The organism is Kitasatospora phosalacinea (genome assembly GCF_030268885.1).
Lineage (GTDB): Bacteria > Actinomycetota > Actinomycetes > Streptomycetales > Streptomycetaceae > Kitasatospora > Kitasatospora phosalacinea_C.
Map to the genome: position 1 here is coordinate 61,204 of NZ_BSSA01000010.1, position 21,898 is coordinate 83,101.

At 77.2% G+C, this 21,898-nt stretch carries 12 protein-coding genes; 3 read left to right on the forward strand and 9 right to left on the reverse strand.

What is annotated here, in order from left to right:
- The first annotated feature begins 71 nt into the window (after positions 1-71).
- The 3 genes from QSK52_RS16595 to QSK52_RS16605 all read left to right on the forward strand — a co-directional run bounded on the left by QSK52_RS16595 (position 72) and on the right by QSK52_RS16605 (position 2,735).
- Positions 72-1,631 carry an RICIN domain-containing protein gene (locus QSK52_RS16595; protein WP_285736842.1) on the forward strand — a complete coding sequence of 520 codons (1,560 nt, stop codon included), beginning with the start codon at positions 72-74 and terminating at the stop codon, positions 1,629-1,631.
- 76 nt (positions 1,632-1,707) lie between these two features.
- On the forward strand, positions 1,708-2,271 hold the full coding sequence (locus QSK52_RS16600) for a dihydrofolate reductase family protein (RefSeq protein WP_285736843.1): 564 nt from the start codon (positions 1,708-1,710) through the stop codon (positions 2,269-2,271).
- 224 nt (positions 2,272-2,495) lie between these two features.
- Positions 2,496-2,735: a hypothetical protein gene (locus tag QSK52_RS16605; RefSeq protein WP_285736844.1), complete on the forward strand. Its 240-nt coding sequence runs from the start codon at positions 2,496-2,498 to the stop codon at positions 2,733-2,735.
- A gap of 65 nt (positions 2,736-2,800) precedes the next feature.
- Here QSK52_RS16605 and QSK52_RS16610 read toward each other — a convergent pair whose 3' ends face one another.
- The 9 genes from QSK52_RS16610 to QSK52_RS16650 all read right to left on the reverse strand — a co-directional run bounded on the left by QSK52_RS16610 (position 2,801) and on the right by QSK52_RS16650 (position 21,740).
- Entirely contained in the window at positions 2,801-4,030 is a 1,230-nt protein-coding gene (locus QSK52_RS16610) for a serine/threonine-protein kinase (protein ID WP_285736845.1), read from the reverse strand.
- Positions 4,031-4,445: 415 nt separating this feature from the next.
- On the reverse strand, positions 4,446-6,380 hold the full coding sequence (locus tag QSK52_RS16615) for a N,N-dimethylformamidase beta subunit family domain-containing protein (RefSeq protein WP_285736846.1): 1,935 nt from the start codon (positions 6,378-6,380) through the stop codon (positions 4,446-4,448).
- Positions 6,377-7,810, reverse strand: coding sequence for a condensation domain-containing protein (locus QSK52_RS16620; RefSeq protein ID WP_435053277.1), 1,434 nt, complete (start codon positions 7,808-7,810; stop codon positions 6,377-6,379). The genes QSK52_RS16615 and QSK52_RS16620 overlap by 4 nt, the downstream gene beginning before the upstream one ends.
- Positions 7,807-8,106 (reverse strand): acyl carrier protein, encoded by a 300-nt coding sequence (locus tag QSK52_RS16625; RefSeq protein ID WP_285736848.1) that lies wholly within the window; start codon positions 8,104-8,106, stop codon positions 7,807-7,809. The genes QSK52_RS16620 and QSK52_RS16625 overlap by 4 nt, the downstream gene beginning before the upstream one ends.
- Positions 8,103-8,312, reverse strand: coding sequence for an MbtH family protein (locus QSK52_RS16630; RefSeq protein WP_285736849.1), 210 nt, complete (start codon positions 8,310-8,312; stop codon positions 8,103-8,105). Before QSK52_RS16630 ends, QSK52_RS16625 begins: the two co-directional genes overlap by 4 nt.
- Positions 8,313-8,315: 3 nt before the next feature.
- The gene (locus tag QSK52_RS16635; RefSeq protein ID WP_285736850.1) at positions 8,316-11,372 is read right to left on the reverse strand and encodes a non-ribosomal peptide synthetase; all 3,057 of its coding nucleotides are present in this window, start codon (positions 11,370-11,372) and stop codon (positions 8,316-8,318) included.
- Positions 11,369-12,910: a class I adenylate-forming enzyme family protein gene (locus tag QSK52_RS16640; RefSeq protein ID WP_285736851.1), complete on the reverse strand. Its 1,542-nt coding sequence runs from the start codon at positions 12,908-12,910 to the stop codon at positions 11,369-11,371. Before QSK52_RS16640 ends, QSK52_RS16635 begins: the two co-directional genes overlap by 4 nt.
- On the reverse strand, positions 12,907-18,513 hold the full coding sequence (locus QSK52_RS16645; RefSeq protein ID WP_285736852.1) for a non-ribosomal peptide synthetase/MFS transporter: 5,607 nt from the start codon (positions 18,511-18,513) through the stop codon (positions 12,907-12,909). Before QSK52_RS16645 ends, QSK52_RS16640 begins: the two co-directional genes overlap by 4 nt.
- Positions 18,510-21,740, reverse strand: a complete 3,231-nt coding sequence (locus QSK52_RS16650; protein WP_285736853.1) for an amino acid adenylation domain-containing protein — start codon at positions 21,738-21,740, stop codon at positions 18,510-18,512. Before QSK52_RS16650 ends, QSK52_RS16645 begins: the two co-directional genes overlap by 4 nt.
- Positions 21,741-21,898 lie beyond the last annotated feature (158 nt).

Consider the following 21,898-nt stretch of genomic DNA (forward strand, 5'->3'; position numbering starts at 1 on the left):
CCGGGGACCACCCGGCCTCCCCGTGCCCGACCCGCCGACCGGTGGGCCGGGCACCCTGCGGAAGGACGTCCATGCCACACCGCACCACCACCCTGCTCCGCCTGCTGGTGCCGGCTGCACTCGCCGCGGGCGTCGTCGTGCCGCTCTCGGCGGGCGTCGCCTCCGCCGCACAGCCGATCTGTCTGAGCGGCAACCTCCAGTTCGACTACCAGTCCGCCGAGGAGGGCACCGCCAAGCCGACCCGGACCCGGGCCGCCCGCAACGCCTCGGTCGAGCTCTGGGGCCGGGAGAAGTCCACCGACACCGACCACAAGCTGAACCCGGACACCCAGCTGACCGGGGCGGCCGACGGCTCGTTCAACCTCTGCTACACCCCGGTCGCCACCGCCGCGATGGACCACCTGTACGTCCGCTTCGCCACCCGCAACAACCAGGTGTGGAAGGTCGCCGACGCCACCGGCGCGGTCTACACCCACAGCACGCCGACCCAGACGAACATATCGACGAGCCTCGCCCTCGGCACCGTCAAACCCACCACCGCGGCCCGCGCCTGGCACGCCTTCGACACCGTCAACCTGCTCTGGTCGCGCCGGGCCAACTCCACCACCCCGTGCTGGACGGCCGCCGAGGCGAACGCCGCCACCTGCACCACCCTGACCGTCCGCTGGCAGTCCGGCTCCACCGACGGGCCCTGGTACGACCTGTCGAACACCGTGCACCTGGCCGACGCCGACCCGGACTCCGAGCACACCGTGCTGCACGAGTCGGGCCACTTCTTCCAGAACCGGCTCTACAACAGCACCTTCCCGACCGTCACCAACTGCAGCCCGCACTACATCCAGTCGGTCTCCTCCGCGACCTGCGCCTGGACGGAGGGCTTCGCCGACTCGGCGGCGGCCTACCTGCTCGGCGACCAGCGCTACGTCTGGCCGGACGGCTCCTCCTACCCGTTCACCCCCGCGGCGGGCTGGCAGACCGGCGACCAGGTCCAGGGCAATGTGGACGGCGCGCTGCTCCAGCTGTGGAACCAGGTCGACGGCAGCTGGGACCGCACCATCGCCACCCTGGCCTCGCACACGCCCGCCACCTTCGCCGACTGGTTCAAGAACGTCCGCCCGACGGCGGCGCCCCCGCTGTCCACCACCGGCACCGCACTGACCGCGCTCGACACCTTCGCCATCAACTACGGCCCCACGGTCGTCGGCGACAACGCCTACCACGCGCTCAGCAACGGCGGCGGCGTCGCCCTCCAGCGCGGCGGCACCTGCAGCGGCAGCATCCCCTCGGTGGCCGAGTTCGCCGCCCTGGACACCACCCGGGCCTCGCAGCGCTGGAAGTTCGCCACCAACACCGACGGCACCGTCCGCATCTACGACAGCTGCCCCATCCCCCTCTACCTCACCGCCCCCACCACCGCGGGCGGCCAGATCTCCCTCACCGCCGTCAACCTCGGCGCCGCCAACCAGAAGTGGCAGGTCGTCCAGAACGCCGTCGGCACCTACACCCTGACCAACCCGGCCACCGGCTTCGTCCTCGACGGCAACGCCACCGCCGGGCAGGCCGTGACCGCCAACACCGCCTCCGCCGGCTCGGCCGGCCAGAAGTGGGCGTCCGTCTTCTCCATCTCCTGACCCCGCCCGGCCGCCGCCTCCCGGTCCGCGTCCCTCCTCGGCAGTACCGTCGGAGCCTACACCGAGGAGGGCTCCGATGCGCAGCGTGACCTATTCGATGAGCGTCTCGTCCGACGGCTACGTCACCGGGCCGGACGGCGAACTGGACTGGGGCTTCCCCGACGAGGAGACCTTCCGCCTCGCCACCGACGAGGTGCGGGGGGCGGGCGTCCACCTGATGGGGCGGCGGCTGTACGAGGCGATGCTCGTCTGGGAGACCATCGACCAGGAGCCCTCGCTCGCCTTCCCGACCCACGAGTTCGCCGCGCTCTGGAGGGCGCTCCCCAAGGTGGTCTTCTCCACCACCCTGACGACGGTGCGGGGCAACGCCCGGCCGGCCTCCGGCAGCCTCGTCCAGGAGATCGCCCGGCTGCGCGCCGAACCGGACGGCGGCGACATCGCGATCGGCGGCGCCACCCTCGCCGCCGAAGCCGCCGCCGCCGACCTGATCGACGAGTACCGGCTCCGGATCCACCCCGTCCTCCTGGGCGGCGGCACCCCGTTCTTCCCCCGGCACGGACGCCGCGTCGAACTCGACCTGGTCGAGAACCGCCCCGTCGGCGCCCGCGTCCTTTACCAGCGCTACCGCGTCGTGCGCTGACCGTCACGCCGTCCGGAACGGTTCTGCTCTCCGTGCCGTGGAACGGTGCGGGCGGTGCCGCACCCACGAGTGACGGGCGGTCAGGGCGTTGACCGCTCCTCGCGGCAGCCCGCGGCTCCGCCGGGAACCCGTGGGGCCGGTCCCGCCGGTGCTCGGTCCGTCCCGACGGGTGAACGCACCCCCGGCGCGCGTGACCGCCACGCACGCCGGTCGTTGCCCAGCGCATGCGAAAGATCATCACGGCGGCGGCCCTGCCGCTCCTCGCCCTCACCGCGGCCGCGCCCGCGCAGGCCGACAACGACAGCACCTTCGGCGGCCTGGTGGACGCCGTCAACAACTGGAACTTCACCGCGGCGGCCGTCTGCCTCCAGGAGGTGGCGGTGGTGCCGGTCCTCGGCGACTGGGTCGGCGACCACGTCAACAACTGTTCCAACGGCAACGTCATCGACCACTCCGGCCGGTAGCCCGCCCGCACCCGCGAACCGCGCGGCCCGGGCCCGGTCCGGGGCCCCGCGTCCGGGCGCCCCGTTCACCGCTTCGGTCCCTTGCGGGGCGGCTTCCCGTCCTTCTCCGCCTTCTTCCCGCTGTCGTCGGCACGGGGTGCCCCCGCTGGGTCGGCCTGCGGGCCGGACGCGGGCCGCGCCGCCTCCGAGGGGGCCGACCCGGCGGGCGTGCTGCCGCCGGGGGTGCTCGTCGTGGCGGGTGCCTGCGCCGGGGCGGCGGGCGGCGCGGTGGACGGCGTGGGCGCCGGGGAGGGGGTGGAGGTGACCGCGGACCGTTGTGCGGGCGGTGCCGAGGGGTGCTCGGTGCCGAAGGCCATGCTTCCGGCCCCGGCGGCGAGCAGCAGGCCGACCGTTCCCGCGGACAGGGCGATGCGCTTGCGCCGGGCGGCGCTCCGGCCCACCGGCGTTCCGTCCCCGAGGGCCGGGAGGTGCAGCGTCCGCGGGTCGAGCAGGTCCGCGCACGCCGCGGCGGACGGGCGCGTCGCGGGGTCGTCCCGGGTCATGGCGCGCAGGGCCCGGGCGAGCGGTGCGGGCGTGCCCGGGGGGACGGCGGGGGAGTGCAGCAGGCGGGCCACCGCCGCCTCCATGGGGCCGCCGGGGTAGACGCGCTGTCCGGTGAGGCACTCGATCAGCAGCAGGCCCAGCGCGTAGACGTCGGCGGGCGGGCGGGCGCCCTGGCCGCGGATCTGCTCCGGTGCCAGGTAGGCGGGGGTGCCGACGACGAAGCCCGTCCGGGTCGCGTCGGCGTCCTGGGCGTACTCGTCCCAGGGGTGGCGGGCGATGCCGAAGTCCGTGAGGCGGGGGGTTCCCGAGGCGTCGATCAGGACGTTGGACGGTTTGACGTCGCGGTGGACGACGCCGTGGGCGTGGACGAACGCGAGGGTGCGGGCGAGCTCCTGGCCGAGCCGGAGCGTGGCGGAGGCGGACAGCGGTGCCGTGCGCAGCGCGTCGGCCAGCGTCCTCCCGTCCACGAGTTCCAGGACGAGGTACGGGCGGTCGTCGGCGCTGCCGTGGTCGTAGACCTCGACCACGCCGTGGTGCCGGAGCCGGGCCAGCGTCCGCGCCTCGGCGGTGAACCGGCGGGCGAAGTCCTCGGGAGCGCCGCGGTGCAGCACCTTCAGCGCGACCTCCCGGCCCAGGTGCAGGTCGACGGCGCGCAGCACTTCGGCGGCGCTCCCCCGCCCCAGGGTGCCTTCGACCCGGTACCGGTCGGCGAACAGGGCCGTGTCGTCGGTGCTCTCTGCTGTCACGTTCATGCCACTCTCCGTTGCCGGACGGCCGACCCCACCGTGCAGGTGGGCCGTGGTCCGCTGACGCGTACCCCCGATGGGCGGCGCGATGCCCGACCGGGCCGGAACGCGCGCCGCCGCTCCCGCGGCGGGCAGGTCGACGGTTCGGTGCCGAACCGGCTTCCCCGTGCCGCCCGGGACGCCCCGTGCCGCCCGCGACAGCGGACCGGTGGTGCCCGTCGAGGGCTTCCACCCTCCACTGCCGTACGGCGCCGCGTGGGTGATCGATCCGCTCCGGCGGGTTCCGGTGGACGCCGGCTCCGGGCTGACCGCACGGCGGTGGCCGGACGGCGGTGGCCGGACGGCGGTGGCCGGACGGCTCCTTCGACGGCGACGACCCCGACCACGCCCTGGCCCCGGCGCAGCGGGACGGAACGCCCGATCAGCCGTCCTCCCGGGCGGGATCCGTCGTCGTGCGGCCCGGGTGGCTGAGCAGGTGCCCGTCGCCCGTCGCCATCAGCAGCCGGCCGGCGTGCGGGGCCAGTGGCCCGGGTGACGGGGCGGGGAGCGGCGGGGTGAAGGGGGCGAACGGTGCTCGGGTGAGGACCGGGGGGCGGGTGAGCAGCCCGTCGGGGGTGACGGCGTGCAGCCGGGCGTGCAGGACGGCGAGCGCGGTCGCGCCGCCGGCCGGGCCCAGCGGGGTCCACGCCGCCCCGGGGAGGTGGGCCGGGCGGTGGTGCAGCGTGTCGTCGTGCCCGGTGACCGCGAACAGCGTGTTGTCGCACATCGCGAGCGCCGTCGTCCCGCGGGGGACCGACCCGGCGTCGACCCACGGCGCCGCGCCGGTGACGGGCGCGCGGTGCACCAGCCGGTCGTCCTCGGTCACGGCCAGGAGCGCCAGCGGCACCGGGTGGCAGGCTTCGCGGGGGGCGGTGAGGCAGCGCAGCCGAGGGTCCGGGCCCTCCGGGGAGGGAGGGCAGGGCGTCCACGGCAGGTTCTGCTCGGACGGTTCGCGGTGCAGCAGGGTCGTCCCGTCCCCGGCCACGGCGAACAGCAGGCCCTCGCAGGCGGCGAGCGCCCGCAGCCCGGGCGCCGGTCCGACGGTGTGCCAGCGCGGTGCGGGCGGTTCGGAGAACCGGTCGAGGACGTTGCGGGTCACCCGCGCCACCGCCGGATCGTCCAGCGCCCGCCCCCAGTTGACGGTGGCGGCGTTGAACACCGACCCCGCCCCGAGCCGCATGACCCCCATGGTCGCCCACCCGCCCTGCCCGTAGGCGCGCCAGTGCCCCAGGTCGGCGGTGGCGAGGACGGCGAAGGAGCGCGGCGTCCCGTCCCGCCCGGTGGCCCGCGGCACGCCGAGCGACCAGTCGAGCTCGGCCGCGTCCGTCTCGTAGCCCAGCGCCCCCCGGGCGAAGGCGTCCCCGTCCGCCAGCCCGGTCCCCTCGAAGACCCAGTGGTCCGCGAAGCGCACCGTGTAGGACTCGCGGCCCATCACCGCCATGCCCTCGCCCCACGCCCCCGCCCCCCGGCGGAAGCTCACGCCGGTCATCGCGTTCTCGGGGCGGTCGACCGGCGCACTGGACCACTCCACCGTCGTCCGGGACGGGTCGGTGGCGGCGACCGGGTCCGTCGCGGCGTCGCGGTGGCAGACCATGGTGCGGCCGCCGTCCTCCAGGCGGAACTGCCACCAGGCGGTGTTGCCCGCGAAGACCGCCAGGTTCCCGCCCCGGCGGACGAACCCCTCGACGGCGTCCCGCATGCCCGCCGTCCAGTACTCGTCGTGGCCGTTCACGACCAGGACCCGGTAGGCGGCCAGGAGTTCCGCCCCGTCGTCCAGGTCGAAGCCCGAGCAGTACTCGACCGGGCGCCCGGTCCGGTGCAGCCAGCGCAGCAGCGGCTCCTCCCACCGCTCCGGCGGCGGACCCCCGCCGGGCGCGGCGAGCGGGACGCGGGCCGCCCGGGCGGGCTGTTCCGAGTAGTAGAGGCTCCGGCCCGGCTCACCGGCCCGGTGGTAGGCGCGCCAGGTGGGGAACGGGACGCTCACCAGGACCGGGGCGCCGCCCGGGCGCGCCGCCCGCACCGCGAACCACACCTCGTGCTCGGCGTCCCGCTCGGGCCGCGGCACCTCGGGGCGGTGGTCGTGGAAGCTCGCCCGGTAGAGCGAACTCGGCCACGCCGCGGGCACCTCCAGGTCGTGGACCGGGCCGCGGACCTCCGCGACCAGCACCGTGCGCTCCGCCACCACGTCGGTGACGACCACCCGGCCGGTGAGCGGACCGCCGTCGCCGGCCGCCGTCCGGCAGCGGATCCGGCCGCCCTGCGCGCAGGAGGTGGCGTCCGCGTGGACGACCGGCCGCGGGACCGGCGCGGCCGTCACGCGCGGACCCGCGACGGGGCGAGCAGCCCGCCCAGGTCGGCCAGCCGCGGCGGCGCACCCGCGGCCGAGGCGACCACCAGTTCCTCCAGGGCGCGCAGGTGCGCGTGGATCGCCTCCGGCGGCAGGTACGCGGTGTCGGCGGTCAGGGTGACGGTCAACTCGGCGTCGTCGCCGGTCAGGTGCAGGCAGTACCGACAGGCCACCCGCTCCTGGGTGGCCGGGAAGTCGAGCACGGTGCGTTCGCGCAGCCGCGCCAGCTCCCCGGCGTCCGGGGCGCCCCCGGGGGCGGCGACCCGTTCGGTCAGCCGCATGTCGTTGAAGCAGCAGTACGGGTGGACCTCCGTGCCGCGCTCCCGCGCCAGCCGCTCCAGCAGCGCGTCCCACTCGGCCGGGTCGTAGGAGGCGGCCCGGTAGCCGGCCAGGGACGCGGCGAACGCACCGGGGAGCAGGTCGGTGAAGACCGCGGTCCCCGCCGGGTCGTCCGGCAGCGGCAGCACCACCAGGGCGTCCTGCGACAGGGTGCTGACCATGGTGCGGCGGTCCGCCGCGGCCCGGTTCCCGGCGATCGGCATGACGGCCGCCGTCCGGTGCCCCTGGCCGGCGGCGACCAGGGCGGCCGCCGCGGTCAGCAGCACCGCCGACCCGCTCACGCCGTGCCCGGCGGCCAGGGCGTCCACGGCCCGGGGCAGGGCCGCCGAGACCAGTCGGCCGGTCCAGAACCTGGGCGTGCGCGGCGCCGCGACCGGGGCGGCGAACATCGTCGGCGGGGCCTGCGCGAGGCCCCGCTCCCAGTGCGCCAGCGCGGCCTCCCCGGCCCGCCGCCCCGCCTCCCCGGCCTGCCGCCGGGCCAGCTCCAGCGGCGTCCTGGCGCTGACCGGCCCGGCCGAGCCGCGGCGCACCAGCAGCCGCAGGTCGCGCACCAGGACCTCCGCGCCGTGCCCGTCGGACGCCAGGTGGCACAGGGCGAGGACGGCGTGGGTGATCCGCCCGGCACAGCGGACCGCCCCCAGCCGCACCGGCCACTCGTCCGCGTACCCGAAACGGCGCCCGGACAGCTCCGCCAGTAGCTCCTCGGCCGCCCGAGCGGTCCGCGCGGGGTCGGGCTCCTCGCGGACGATCAGGTCGAACCGGCCTTCCCCGTACAGGAGTTGGCCCGGGGCGCCGTCGGGCAGCGCCGTCAGCCTGGTCCGCAGGGCCTCGTGCCGCAGCACCAGGGAGGTCAGTGCGGCCACCAGGCGCGCGGCGTCCACCGGGGCGCCCCGGTCGGCGAGCGGCAGCACCCGGCCGAGGTTGAAGTAGTGGTCGTTCGGGGCCGTCCGGCCGATCGCGTGCCAGATGGCGCGCTGCCCCCAGGTGAGCGGCGCCGTCCCGCTGCGGCCCCCGGCGAAGGGGACGGCGAGGACCGCGTCCCGCGCCGCCGCCCCGGTCACGGGGTCCACCGGGGCTCCGTCGCGCCGAGCCGGACCAGCTGCGCGACGAGCCCGTCGAACCCGTCCGTGTGCAGCGCCCCGTCGCCGAGGTCGAGCAGGACCCCGAACTCCTCCTCCACCGCGTCCGCCAGGCGCAGCAGGGCGAGCGAACCGACCCCGAGCGCGGCGAGCGACTCGGTGGACGCCAGCACCTGCGCCGCGCCGACCGCGCCGTCGCAGGCCCGGGCGACCGACTCGGCGAGGCGGAGCCGCAGCGCCCCGGTGTCCGGGGACGGGGGAGTGCCGGGGGCGCTCACCGGGCGTCCGCCCCGGCGGTCAGGCGGCGGCGCACCGACAGCGGCCGGATGTCCGGCCAGACCCGGTCGACGTGCGCCGTGCACTCCTCCTCGGAACCGACGAACCCCTCGGGCCGCCAACCGGCCGGCAGGTCGGCGCCGTCCGGCCACAGGGCGTGCTGCTCCTCGTCGTTGACGACGACGCGGTAGCGGATCTCACGGGTCACGGGTCATTCCTCTCGGAGGGCACGGACGGCGGCTGCGACGTCCCGTGCGGTGGGGGTGTCGAAGAAGACGTCCAGCGGGACGTCGACGTCGAGGCGGTGGCGGATCCGGGCGGTGATGGCCGTGATCGTCAGCGAGTGCCCGCCGAGGTCGAAGAGGTCCTCGTCGGGCCCCAGGTCGTCCAGGCCGAGGACCTCGCGCCAGATGTCGAGGACCACCGCGTCGGTGCTCCCCGCGTCGGTGCTCCCCGCTCCGGCCGGGACCCCGGCCGGCTGCTCGGGGCGGGCCACCGCCGGTTCCGGCAGCGCGGCCCGGTCCAGCTTCCCGTTGGGGGTCAGCGGGAACGCGTCGAGGACGACGTACGCCCCGGGCAGGACGGCGGCGGGCAGCACGCCGGCCAGGTGCGCACGCAGCTCCTCCGGGGAGGGGGCCGTCCCGGCCGGGACGACGTAGGCGGCCAGGCGGAGCTCCCCCTCCGGGCCGTGCGCCACCACGGCCGCCCGCGCCACGCCGGGGTGGGTGGCCAACCGGGCCTCGACCTCGCCGAGTTCGATCCGGTGACCGCGCAGCTTCACCTGGCCGTCGGTGCGGCCGAGGTACTCCAGCGCACCGTCCGGGGCGCGCCGGACCAGGTCGCCGGTCCGGTACATCCGGCTGCCGGGCGGCCCGTACGGGTCGGGCAGGAAGCGGCTCGCGGTCAGGCCCGGGCGGCCCAGGTAGCCGTGCGCCACCCCCGCCCCGCCGAGGTACAGCTCGCCCGCGACGCCGTACGGGACGGGCCGCAGGTCGGGGTCGAGCAGGTACGCGCCGGTGCCCGTCAGCGGGTCGCCGAGCCGGACGGCGCCGTCGCCGCCGACCGCGGGATCGGCCAGCGTGGACCACACGGTCGTCTCGGTCGGCCCGTACACGTTCACCAACCGCGCGGTGGCCGCGGTGAGTTCGGCGGCGAGCGGGGCGGGCAGGGCCTCGCCGCCGGTGAGCGCGGTGAGACCCGGAACCCGGCCGGGGAGCCCGGCGTCCAGGAGCAGCCGCCAGCCGCTGGGCGTGGCCTGCACGTGGGTGACCCGCTCCTCCCGGAGCAGCCCGAGCAGGGCCGGGCCGTCGCGGTGCTCCTCCTCCGGGACGAGGACGACCCGGCCGCCGGTGGTCAGCGGCAGGAACAGCTCGACGGCGGAGATGTCGAACGACAGCGAGGTGAGCCCGAGCCAACGGTCCCCGGCCCCCGAACCGAGCCGCTCCCGCAGGCCCGCCAGCACGTTGGCCAGCGCCGCGTGCGGCACCTCGACGCCCTTGGGACGGCCGGTGGAGCCGGAGGTGTACAGCACGTAGGCGGGCAGGGACGGGTCCGGCGGGGGCAGCGGCCGAAGGCCGTCCGGACCGGCGCTCGGAGCGGCCGCGAGGTCCGCCGGGGCCAGGTCGCCGGGACCTCCGGGCGTGCGGGTGACCCGCAGGGCGGGCGCGGCGTCGGAGCGGACCAGGGCCAGCCGCTCCGCGGGGTACCCGGGGTCGAGGGGGAGGTAGGCGGCACCGGCGGCCAGGGTGGCGAGCACCGCGACGAGCTGGTCCAGGCCCCGGGGCAGCTCGATGCCGACCAGGGTTCCCGGCCCGGCGCCGCGCCGGACGAGCGCCGCCGCCGCGCGCTCCACCCGCTCGGCGAGCCGGCCGTAGCTCAGGGCGGTGCCCGCGGCGACGACGGCGACCGCGTCGGGCCGTTCGGCCGCGCGGGCGAAGAACTGCTCGGTGACGGTCGCGGGGGCCGGGCCGGTGCGCAGCGTCGGCGGCGCGACCTGCGCACGCAGCTCGTCCGGGCCGAGCAGGGGCAGCGCGCCGAGCGTCGTCCCGGGGTCGGCGAGGGCCCCGTCGAGCAGCCGCGTCCAGTGCCCGACGATCCGCTCGGCGGTGCCCGGCGGCAGCGCCCCGCGGCGGTACTGGAGGCTGCCGCGCACCTCGTCGCCGCAGTCGACCAGCTGGAGGTGGAGGAGGTTGCGCGCCGTCCCCGGGAAGCCGATCCACTGCACCTCGGCGGCGACGGCGCCGAACTCCGGCGCGGCGGCGGCCGGACGGCGCCGGTAGCTGACGGACAGCGGGGCCAGGGCCGTCCGGGGGGTCAGGCCCCGCACGATCCGGCCGAAGGGCGTCGCCCGGTGCCGGTACAGCGCCCGCAGGGCGGCCCGGACGGCGCGGGCCCAGTCCGCGAACGGCAGGTCGGCCGGCCGGGCGGCGTCCGCGACGGCGACCCGCAGCGGCAGTTCGTTGACGGCCAGGCCGACCGCCACCGGCGTGCCCGGCGGGCGCAGCGACAGCTCGACCGCGGTGGTGGGGGCGGGGTCGCCGTAGCGCACCAGCAGGGCGTGCCAGGCCGCGGTGAGCAGTTCGAAACGGGTGACGCCGATCCGGTGCGCCGCGTCGGAGAGGGCCGCGCAGCGCCGCTCGTCCAGGCGGAAGCCGGTCTCGGCGCCGGGCGCGGGCAGCACGCCGCCGTCGGCGGGCGGGACGAGGCCGGGCAGGACCGGGGCGGCCGGGTCCGGTCCGTGGTCGGCCCACAGCGTGCGGGCGTCCGCCAGGTCCTCCGGCGCGGGCTCCGCGGCCGGGTGCACGCGGTCGGGCACCGGCGCGAGCGGATCGCCCCGGTAGGCCGCGGCGAGGTCGTCGACCAGCCGCTCCTTGGACTCCCCGTCGAACACCAGGTGGTGGGCGGTGAACAGCAGGACGTGCCGCTCCGGCCCGGTCCGCAGCAGCGCGAACCGGCACAGCGGACCGGCGACCAGGTCGAAGGCGGCCGAGCGCTCCTCGGCGAGCCGCGCCGGCAGCTCCTCGGCGGTGCACTCGACGCGGCGCGGAGCGGGCACCGCGACCGTCCGGCCGGGGCCGCCGTCCAGCGCCGGGACGCCGGTCAGGGCCGGGTGGTGGGCGGTGACGGCGGCGCACGCCCGGTCCAGGGCCGGGACGTCGAGCGGGCCGGTCAGTTCGACGGCGACGGCCAGGTGGTAGGCCGAGCCGGTGTCCAGCGCGTGCTCGGTGAGCCGCACGCCGTGCTGGGCGGGGGAGGTCGGGAGGGTCACGGGGCGGCCTCACGGGGGTCGGGGTCGAGGGCGCGGCGCAGCTCCCGCTTGAGGACCTTGCCGGCCTCGTTGCGCGGGAGGGCGTCGCGGAAGTGCACGGTGGCGGGCAGTTCGTGGACGGCGAGGCGGTCCAGCAGGAAGGTGCGCAGGGCGGCCGCGGTCAGCTCGCCCGCGGGCACCACGAACGCCGCCACCACGCTGCCGAGGACGGGGTGCGGGACGCCGACGGCCGCCGCGTCGGCGACCAGCGGGTGGGCGTGCAGCGCGTCCTCGACCTGGAGGGTGGAGACCTTGTGGGCACCGGACTTGACCACGTCCCGCTCCCGGTCGAGCAGGTGCAGGAAGCCGTCCTCGTCGACCCGGCCGAGGTCGCCCATCCGGGTCCACCGGCCCCGGAAGGTCTCGTCGTCCCGCTCGCCGAGGTAGCCGCGCGGCGCGGCGGGCGAGCGCAGCCACAGCTCGCCCGCCGTGCCCGGCGGCACGGGGCGGCCCGCGGCGTCGGTGACGCGCAGGTCGGCCAGCGAGGCGGGACGGCCGGGCGACTGCGGGCGGGCCGGGTCGAACAGCAGGGTGACCTGGGCCGGGGCGGCCTCCGTGGACGTGTAGTAGTTGACGATCTGGGCCCCGGCGAAGGCCCGGCTCAGGCCGAGCGCGACGGGCTGCGGCAGGGCCGCGGCGGTGGAGCCGACCAGGCGGACGCCGTCCAGGGCGCCGCTCCCGGCGGCCGCGGCCAGGGCGGGGGAGGCCAGGACCTCGATCGCCGTGGCGGGCACCAGGAAGACGCTGCCGACCCGGTGCTCGGGGATCAGCCGCAGGAACCGGGCCGGGGTGAACTGGGGCGCGGCCACGCAACGGGCGTGCGCGTTCAGGGCGTTGACCAGCATGGTCTGGCCCGCGTTGGTGCCGACCGGGAAGGTGTGCAGGAACGCGGCCGAGTGGCGCAGCGGCCGGCGGCGCTCGTCGAGCGTGCACCCGTGCGCGAGGTTCGCGTGGGAGGCGGTGACGCCCTTGGGGGTGCCGGTGGTGCCGGAGGTGTACAGGATCTGGGCGGGCGCCCCCGGTTCCAGGTCGGGCAGGTCGAGGTCCAGCTCGGGCAGGACGGGGCCGGGCAGGTCGGGGTCCTGCTCGGTGAGCGTCCGCACCCCCGCGGGCACCCCCGCCGGAGCCCCGGCGGGGCCGTGCAGCAGGAAGCGCGCCCCGCAGTCGGCCAGGAGGTGGCCGACCCCGGCGGGCGGCGTCCGGTCGGAGAACGGCACGGCCACACCGCCCGCCCGCAGCACGGCGAGGAAGGCCACCGCGAACTCCGTCCAGCCGCCGGTGCCGTAGCACAGGCCGACCCGGTCGCCGGTGGCCAGACCGGCCGTGCGCAGGACGGTGGCGAGGGCGCCGCTGCGCCGCTGCCAGTCGGCGAAGCCCAGGCTCCGCTCGCCGTTGACGATCGCGGTCCGCTCCCCGTGCGCCGCGGCGCGGTGGGCGAGCAGGGCGGGCAGGGTGGCCGGGGCCGGGGGAGCGGCCGATGCGGTGCGGGGCGCGGTCACCCGGCGCTCCCTTCGGTGCGGCGGGCCGCGGCGGCCCGGGCCCGTTCGCGCAGGCCGACCAGGTCGTCCGGTTCGGCGTCGGGGACGTCGCGGTCGAAGCGGGCCAGCGCCGGGAGCCGCAGCCCGAGGGCGACCAGCGCCATCATGGCCAGGCCGAACAGCACGTACATCAGGGCGATGCCGCGGCCCGGGCCGGTGCCGACGACCGGGCCGAAGACCGGGGCGAGCGCGCCGCCGGGCTCCATCAACGGGCCGAGCAGGGCGGAGCCCAGCGGGGCGACGACCCCGTGGCCCAGCGGGAGGGTGGACCAGGCGACCAGGGTGTTCAGGGCGAACACCCGGCCGTGGAAGCGCTGCGCGACCTTGGTCTGGACGATCGTCGCGTAGACGCCGTTGACCAGGGAGAGCGCGAACGACATGCCGAACGCGCCGGCCGCGACCACCCACAGGTTCGGGCGCAGCCCGGTGACGGCCCCGGCCGCGGCGAGCCCGCCCGCCAGGGCCAGCATCCCGCGCAGCCGGTGCCGCCGCGGCCCGCCCCAGAACCCCATGGCCACCCCGCCGAGCAGGGCACCGGCGCCGCCCGCCACCGCGACCCGGGCGGCCGCCGCGAGGTCGCCGAAGGCGAGGACCAGGGGAGTGGTGAGCAGGAACAGCGGCGACAGGAAGAGGTTCAGCCCGGCGAACCACAGGAGCATCGCCCGGAAGCCGCGGTGGCGCCAGGTGTGGGCGAAGCCGTTGCGGATCTCGGCGACCAGCGACTCGCGCCTGGTCCAGGGCAGCGTCCGCGGGAAGCGGACCGCGAGCAGCACGCCGACGGCGAGCGCGTAGCTGACCACGTCGATGACCAGCACGCCCCGCAGCCCGACCGCGGCGAGCAGCGCCACCGCACCCAGTGGGACGACGAACTGCGCGGCTCCGAAGGCGAGTTGGACGATCCCGTTGGCGTGCCCCAGGTACTGCTTGGGGACGAGCTGCGGTACGGCGGAGGCGTAGGCGAGCCGTTGGAAGGTCAGGGCGACGGAGAGCACGCCCAGCAGCGCGTACACCTCCCACGACTGCAGCCGGCCGGTCAGCAGCAGCCCCAGCAGCGCGGCCTGGGTGGCGGCGGCGGTGAGGTCGCCGCCGAGCATCACCGCACGGCGGTCCAGCCGGTCGACGACGGCCCCGGCGAGCGGGCCGACCAGGATGCCCGGGAGCATCGCGACCACCGCGTACAGGGCGTAGCGGGCCATCGAGCCGGTCTGCACCAGGATCCAGATCGGCAGGGCGAACTCGGTGAGCGCCGAGCCGGTGATGGACACCAGCTGGCCGCCCGCCACCAGCAGGAAGCGCCGCATGCTGGGCTGCGGCCCGTCGTCCGCCGGCCCGTCGTCCGCCGGGGCGGCGCCCCCGACGCCCCCCTCGGTGCTCGCGGCGGTCGCGGGCCCGGTCTCGGCGTGGAACCACCAGGAGCTCTCGGGGCCCGGCGCGGGCAGCGCGGCGGTCGTCCCGTCGGCGACGGCGCGGTGCACGCTGGTGACGGCGGCGGCGACCTCGGCCGCGCGGTAGGTGATGAAGAAGTGCCCGCCCTCGTCGAGCACGGCCACGGCGGAGCGCTCGGCCAGCAGCAGCCACTCGCGGTAGCGCTCCCGGTAGAAGTCGGCCGCCGGGTCGCGGTCGCCGACCAGGGAGACCAGCGGCGCCCGCAGCCGGGGCGCGCCGTCGGCGACCTCCGCGATGGCCCGGGTGAACCACTCCTCGGCCGCCCGGGTGTCCCGGCGCATGTTGCCCACCACGAACCGGACCTGCTCCTCGTCCAGTTCGGAGGTGTCGACGCCCATGCCGGTCAGCCAGTTGGCGTACGTGCGGTCGCCGACCAGCGGTTCGAGCGCGGCGAGCCTGCCGAGCGCGGAGAGCACCCGGCTGCGCGGCCGCGCGAACGGGAACTGGGCACCGGCGTAGACGCCCTCCAGCTCGCGGCCGGACGCCTCCAGCAGGCGGGCCACGCAGACGGCGAGCGCCGTGCCGACCGCGCAGTGGCCGTACACGACGAGCGGGCCCTCGACGCGCTCGCTGACCTCGGCGGCGATCCTGGCCGCGAGCTCGTCGAAGGCCAGGTGCTCCTCGGTCACCCCGAGGTCGTGCCCGGGGACGGCCACCGCCCACAGCTCGGTGTCGGCGGGCAGCGCGTCGGCGACGGGCTGGTAGACGACGGCGCTGCCGCCGCCGTAGGGGACGCAGACCAGGGTGAGCCGGCGCCGGTCGGCCGGCACCGCCGGGGTGAGCCGGTGCAGCAGGCCGCGCGGGGCGCGCTCCCCGTCGGAGCGGTCCGCGACGGCCGCCAGCTCCCGGACGGTGCGGTGGGTGAACAGGTCCATGACGCTGATCGGCCGGGCCCCCGCCCCGGTCAGCCGCCTGCGGGCCCGGGCGACCACCTGGGTGGCCAGCAGCGAGTGACCGCCGAGGTCGAAGAAGTCCTCGTCGGCACCGACCGAGGGCAGGTCGAGGACCTCCGCCCAGATCTCCGCGAGCACCCGCTCGGCCGGCGTCGCGGGCTCGGCGGCCCCCGCCGGGCGCCGGACCGGCGGCACCGGCAGGGCGCGCCGGTCCAGCTTCCCGTTGGGGGTCAGCGGGAGGGCGGGCACGGCGGTGAACGCCGTCGGCACCTGGTGCTCCGGGAGGCTCCGCCGCAGCGCCGTCCGCAGCGCCGCGTGGTCGGGCTCCTCGGCCCCGGCGGCGACGACGAGGTAGCCGACCAGCCGCTGGTCGCCGGGGCGGTCCTCGCGCAGCACCACGGCGGCGTCGGCGACGCCCGGCTGGGCGCGCAGCGCGGCCTCGGTCTCGCCGGGCTCGATCCGCATGCCGCGGAGCTTGACCTGCTGGTCGATCCGCCCGAGGTGTTCGAGGGTGCCGTCGGCGCGGCGGCGGGCCAGGTCGCCGGTCCGGTAGAGGCGGGAGCCGGGCGGGCCCCACGGGTCGGGGACGAACCGGGCGGCGGTGAGACCGGCGCGCCGGTGGTAGCCGAGGGCGACGGCGGTGCCGCCGATGTGGAGCTCCCCGGGGGCGCCCGGCGGCACCGGGCGCAGCCGCTCGTCGAGCACGTACAGCCGGGTGTTGTGGATCGGCAGGCCGATCGGCACAGTCTCCAGCGGCCCCGCGCACTCCCAGGCCGAGACGTCGACGGCGGCCTCGGTCGGCCCGTACAGGTTGGCCAGCGCCAGCCCGGGCAGCCGGGAGGTCAGCTCCCGGGCGGCGTCGGGCGGCAGCGCCTCGCCGCTGCACACCACCCGGCGCAGCGTGGTGCAGCGTTCGACGCCCTCCTCGGCGAGGAAGGCGGTGAGCATCGCGGGGACGAAGTGGGCGACGGTGACCCCGGCCGAGACGATCAGGTCGCGGAGGTAGCCGCTGTCCTTCTGCCCGCCCGGCCGGGCCAGCACGATCCGGGCCCCGGCGGTCAGCGGCCAGAAGAACTCCCAGACCGAGACGTCGAAGCCGGTCGGGGTCTTCTGCAGGACGGCGTCGTCGGGGCCCAGGCGGTAGGCGTCCTGCATCCACTGGACGCGGTTGGCGATCGCCCGGTGGGTGTTGGGCACGCCCTTGGGGCGGCCGGTGGAGCCGGAGGTGTAGATCAGGTACGCGGTGTCGTCCGGCTCCGGCCCCGCGGGCAGGGCGCGCGGTCGGGGCCACTCCGCGGGGTCGTCGAGCAGCAGCACCCGGGCGGTGCAGCCGACCGGGGTCGGCAGGCCCCGCTGGGTGAGCAGGACGGTGGCTCCGCTGTCCGCGAGCAGGAGGGCGCGGCGCTCGGCCGGGTGGTCCGGCTCGACCGGCGCGTAGGCGGCGCCGGAGCGCAGCACGCCGAGCAGCGCGGCGACGAGTTCCGGCGAGCGTTCGGCGCTCACCGCGACCAGGCTGCCGGGGCCGACGCCCTCGGCGGCGAGCCGGGCCGCGATCCGCCCGGAGAGGGCGTCGAGTTCGCGGTAGGTGAGCGCGGGGCGCCCCTCGACGGCGACGGCCACGGCGTCCGGCGTCCGGGCGGTCTGCTCGGCGACCAGGGCGGTCAGGGTGGTGGCCGGGCGGTCGACCGCGGTGTCGTTGAACTGCTCGGTCTCGAAGGCGCGTTCGGCCGGGGTGAGGGTGTCGAGCACGGAGACGGGCGTGTCGGGACGGTCGGCGACGGTCCGCAGCAGCCGGTCGAAGTGCGCGGCCAGGGCCGCGACGTCCGGCTCGGCGAACAGGTCGGTGTTGTAGTTGAAGGAGCCCCGCAGGCCGTCCGGCCACTCCTGGAGGAACAGCTCGACGTCGAACCGGGTGCCGCTGGCCCGCACGCCGAACGGCTCGACCTCGAAGGGGAGTTCCATCGCCGCGGAGCGCTGGGTGGCGTAGTTCTGGACGGCGAGCACGGCCTGGAAGACCGGCGGCCTGGAGGCGTCCCGGGCCACGTTGAGCTCGCTGACCAGGTGGGCGAACGGCAGCTCCTGGTGCGCGTACGCCTCCAGGCAGGTCTCGCGGGTGCGGCCGACCAGTTCGCCGAACGTCGGGTCGCCCTCCAGCCGGGCGGGCAGCGCGAGCACGTTCACGAACATGCCGACGAGCGGCTCCAGTTCGGGCTCCGGGCGGCCGGCGACCGGTGAGCCGACGGCGAAGTCGCGGCGGCCGCTGTAGCGGGCCAGCAGGAGCTGGAAGGCGGCGAGCAGCACCATGTGCGGCGTGGCGTCGTGCCGGTCGGCGAGGGCGGACAGCCGGTCGAGCAGCGGCCGGTCCACCGCGAAGCCGTAGCCCGCGCCCTCGAAGGTCTGGCGCGGGGGGCGGGGCCGGGAGAAGGCCAGCTGCAGCGGCTCGACGCCGGCGAGCTCGCGCCGCCAGTGGTCGAGCTCCGCCGCGAGCCGGTCACCGCTCAGCCGCTCGCGCTGCCACAGGGCGAAGTCGCCGTACTGCACCGGGAGTGCGGGCAGCGGGTCGGGCGCTCCGGCCGCCCGGGCGGCGTACCCGAGCAGGACCTCGCCGAGCAGGACCTCGCTCGACCAGCCGTCGCCGACGCTGTGGTGGACGACGACCAGCAGGACGTGGTCGTCCTCGGCCAGCCGGACCAGCAGCACCCGCAGCAGCGGACCGTCCTCCAGGTCGAAGGGGACGGCGGCGGCCTCGTCCACCAGGCGTTCGGCGGCGCGCTCGTCGGCGGCCCCGACCACGGGCACCGGCGTCGGGGCGGGCGGGTCGACGACCAGCAGCGGGCGCCCGTCCTCGGTCGCCGGGTAGCGGGAGCGCAGCGTCTCGTGCCGGGCCACGCAGGCGTCCACCGCGGCCCGCAGCAGGTCGGCGTCGAGCGGGCCGCGCAGCCGCCGGACCACCGGGATGTTGTACGCCGAGGTGCCGGGGGCGAACTGCTCCATGAACCACAGGCGTTCCTGGGCGAAGGAGAGCGGCACGGGCGTCCCGGGGGCCCGCCGGGGCACCGCGGTCGTCCGGGGCCGGTTGCGGGCGGCCAGCCGGCGGCGCAGCAGCTCCCGCTTGGGGTCGGAGAGGGCCGCTCCCGCGGACGGGGGCGCGGGAGCCGGGGGCGGGGGAGCCGGGGACGGCTCGGCCGGGGCGGTTCTGTCGGTGGTTCTGTCGGCGGTGCTCATGAGGTCGGGCGGGCCCCTTCCAGGGCGTCCTGGGCGGCCAGGAGTTCTTCGGCGGCGTCGTCGGACAGGGTGTCGATCTCGGCGGCGAGCGCGGCCTCGACGGCCTCGGCGAAGGCCGCCACGGTGCGGTGGGTGAACAGCGTCCGGAGCGGGACGGCGAGGTCGACCGCGGCCCGCAGCCGGGCGATCACCCGGGTGGCGAGCAGGGAGTGGCCGCCGAGGTCGAAGAAGTCGTCGTGGGCGCCGACCCGGTCGACGCCGAGCACCTCCTGCCAGACCTCGGCGACCAGCTCCTCGGCCTCCGTGCGCGGCGGCACGTGCGCCGCCGACGGCCCGCCGCCCGGGGACGGGGCGGGCAGCGCCCGGCGGTCCAGCTTCCCGTTGGGGGTGAGCGGCAGCGCGTCGAGCACGACGAACGCGTGCGGGACGGCGTGCGGCGGCAGGACGGCGGCGAGGGCGGCGCGCAGTGCGTCCGGGGCGGGCGGCGGGCCGCCCGGCCGCGGGACGGTGTAGGCGGTGAGGACCTCGCCGTGCGCGGCGACGGCGGCGTGCGCGACGCCGGGGCACCCGAGGAGGGCCGCCTCGACCTCGCCGGGCTCGATCCGGTAGCCGCGCACCTTCAGCTGGTCGTCGATGCGCCCGAGGAACTCCAAGGCGCCGTCGGCGCGGTACCGCACCAGGTCGCCGGTGCGGTAGCGGCGGGCGCCCGGCGGGCCGTCGGGGTCGGGCACGAAGGACCGTGCGGTGGCTCCGGGACGGCCGAGGTAACCGTGCGTCACCCCGGCCCCGCCGAGCACCAGTTCGCCCGGCGTGCCGGGCGGCACCGGGTTGCCGTACCGGTCCAGGACGGCCGCGGTGGTCGCGCCGATCGGCCGGCCGATCGGCGGGCGCGCCCGCCCGTCGGACGCGCCGAGCTCCCAGGTGGTCGCGATGACCGTCGCCTCGGTGGGCCCGTAGGAGTTGACCACCCGCACCCGGTCCCCGAACCGGGCGCGCCAGGCGGCGACCGCGTCGGGGCGGACCTGGTCGGCGCCCAGGACCAGCAGCCGCAGCCGCTCCGGCCACGGCGTCTCGTCCAGGTCGGCGACCAGGTGGTGCCAGTAGGAGGTCGGCAGGTCCAGGACGGTGACCCCGGCGGCGTACGGCTCGGCCAACTGGTCCGGGAGCGCGGCGCCGGGCCGGGCCGTCACCAGCACGGCCCCGGCGGCGAGCGCGGGGAAGAGCTCCTCGGCGCTGGTGTCGAAGGCGAGCGTGGCGTACTGCAGGACGCGGTCGTCCTCGCCGATCCCGTAGCCGTCGACCATCCAGGCGACGCGGGCGGCCAGCGCCCGGTGCGGCACGAGCACGCCCTTCGGCCGGCCGGTCGACCCGGAGGTGTAGATCAGGTACGCCGGGTCGTCGGGCAGCGGGCCGGGCAGCGGTCCGGACGGCTCCCGGGCGGCCGGGCCGTCCGCGGCGGCGGACAGCACCGGTACCCGCACGTCCACCCCGTCCGGTGCGCGGCCGTCCGCGGTGAGCAGCAGGACGGCCCCGCTGTCGGCCAGTGCGAAGGCCAGCCGGGCGGCCGGGTAGGCGGGGTCGAGCGGCAGGTAGCCGGCGCCGAGGCGCCAGACGGCCAGCATGGCGACCACGGCCTCCGGGCCGCGCGGCAGGCAGAGCGCCACGAGGTCCCCGCGGCCGACGCCGTGCGCGGCGAGCCGCGCCGCCAGCGCCCGGGACGCCGCGGACAGCGCGCCGCGGGTGAGCGCCCCGTCCGGGCCGACGACCGCGGTGGCCCCGGGGCGGGCCGCCGCCGCCCGGTCGATGGCGGGCAGCACGCAGGAGGCCGGGGGCAGCTCCGGGCCGCGGCCCGCGGCGGCGAGCCGGGCGAGGTCGTCGGCGTCCAGCAGGGGCAGGCGGTGCACGGGCGTGTCCGGGTGGGCCAGCGCGCCGCGCAGCAGGGTCTCGAACCGGCGGACGGTCGCGGCGGCCGTGTCGCCGCTCAGCAGGTCGCAGCGGTAGCCCAGGACGGCGTGCAGGTCGTCCCCGTGGGCGCGGACGTCCAGGCCGAGTTCGGACGTGACGGCGCGGTGCCCGCCGTCGACCTCGGTGCAGGTGAGGTCGGCGAAGGGCTGGGGGCCGAGCGTGCCGCCGTCCTGGGTGTGCACGGTGAGCAGGGTCTGGAAGACGGGGGTGCGCCCGGTGTCCCGGGCCGGCCGGAGGTCCTCGGCCAACTGCTCGAAGGGGACCCGCCGGTGGGTCAGGGCGCCCGTCCACTCGGAGCGGGTGCGGCGCAGGGCCTCGCCGAAGGTCGGCGCGGTCGAGAAGTCGGCCCGGAGCACCAGGGCGGACGAGAAGTAGCCGATGGCGTCCTCGCTGCCGAGGGTGTCGCGCGCGGCGGTCGGCACCCCGACGCAGAAGTCGTCCTGGCCGGTGATCCGGTGCAGCAGGCTCAGGTAGGCGGTGGCCAGCACCATGAACGGGGTGACGCGGTGGGCGCGGGCGAAGGCCGCGAGTTCCGGGCCGAGGCCGTGGAGCACCTGCGTGCGGTAGCCGCCGGAGCTCCCGGCGCCCTCGGTCCGGGGCGCGTCCAGCGGGAGTTCCAGGGCGGGCGCCCCGGCCAGCCGGTCGCGCCAGAACTCCCTGGCCCGGGCCGCCTCGGGCCCGTCGAGCCAGGCGCGTTCGGCGGCCGTCAGTGCCCGGTAGGACGCCGGGGCGGGGAGGTCGGGCCGGGCCTCGCCCCGTGCGGTCGCGTAGTGGTGGGCGAGTTCGGAGCGCAGCAGGCCGAGCGACCAGCCGTCGGCGACGACGTGGTGCAGCACGAGGCACAGCAGGTGCTCCTGCTCGCCCGTCCGCAGCAGGTCGGCCCGCAGCAGCGGACCGGCGGCCAGGTCGAAGCCGCGGTTGGTGAGCGCCGCGAGGGCCGCGGCCCGTTCGCCCTCGTCGCAGGCCCGCAGGTCGACCGTGCCCAGCCGCACCGGCGCGGGCGCGTCGACGACCACCCGCGGCCGGCCGTCCACCGCGGGGAACCGGCTGCGGAGCGCCTCGTGCCGGGCGGCCACCGCGTCCAGGGCCGCCGAGAGGGCGGCGACGTCGAGCCGCCCGGTCAGCCGGAGGACCAGCGGGATGTTGTAGGCGGCCGTGCCGGGCTCCAACTGGTCGAGGAACCACAGCCGTTCCTGCCCCACGGACAGGTGGTCCGCGGCGTCGTGCGGGACACCGGCGGTGCCGTCAGCTGTGATCGTCAAGTCGACTCCGGTCCGGTGTTCGGTGCGCATCGCCGCCGCGCGGCGGGCAGCGGGACCGTCGGGCCGCGCGGGCGGGAGACGGAACGCGCCAGACAGCATGATCTGTGAGGTCAGGGCGCTCTCGTGGGGCTGCCGTGACGGCTCAGATGCTAGGGAAG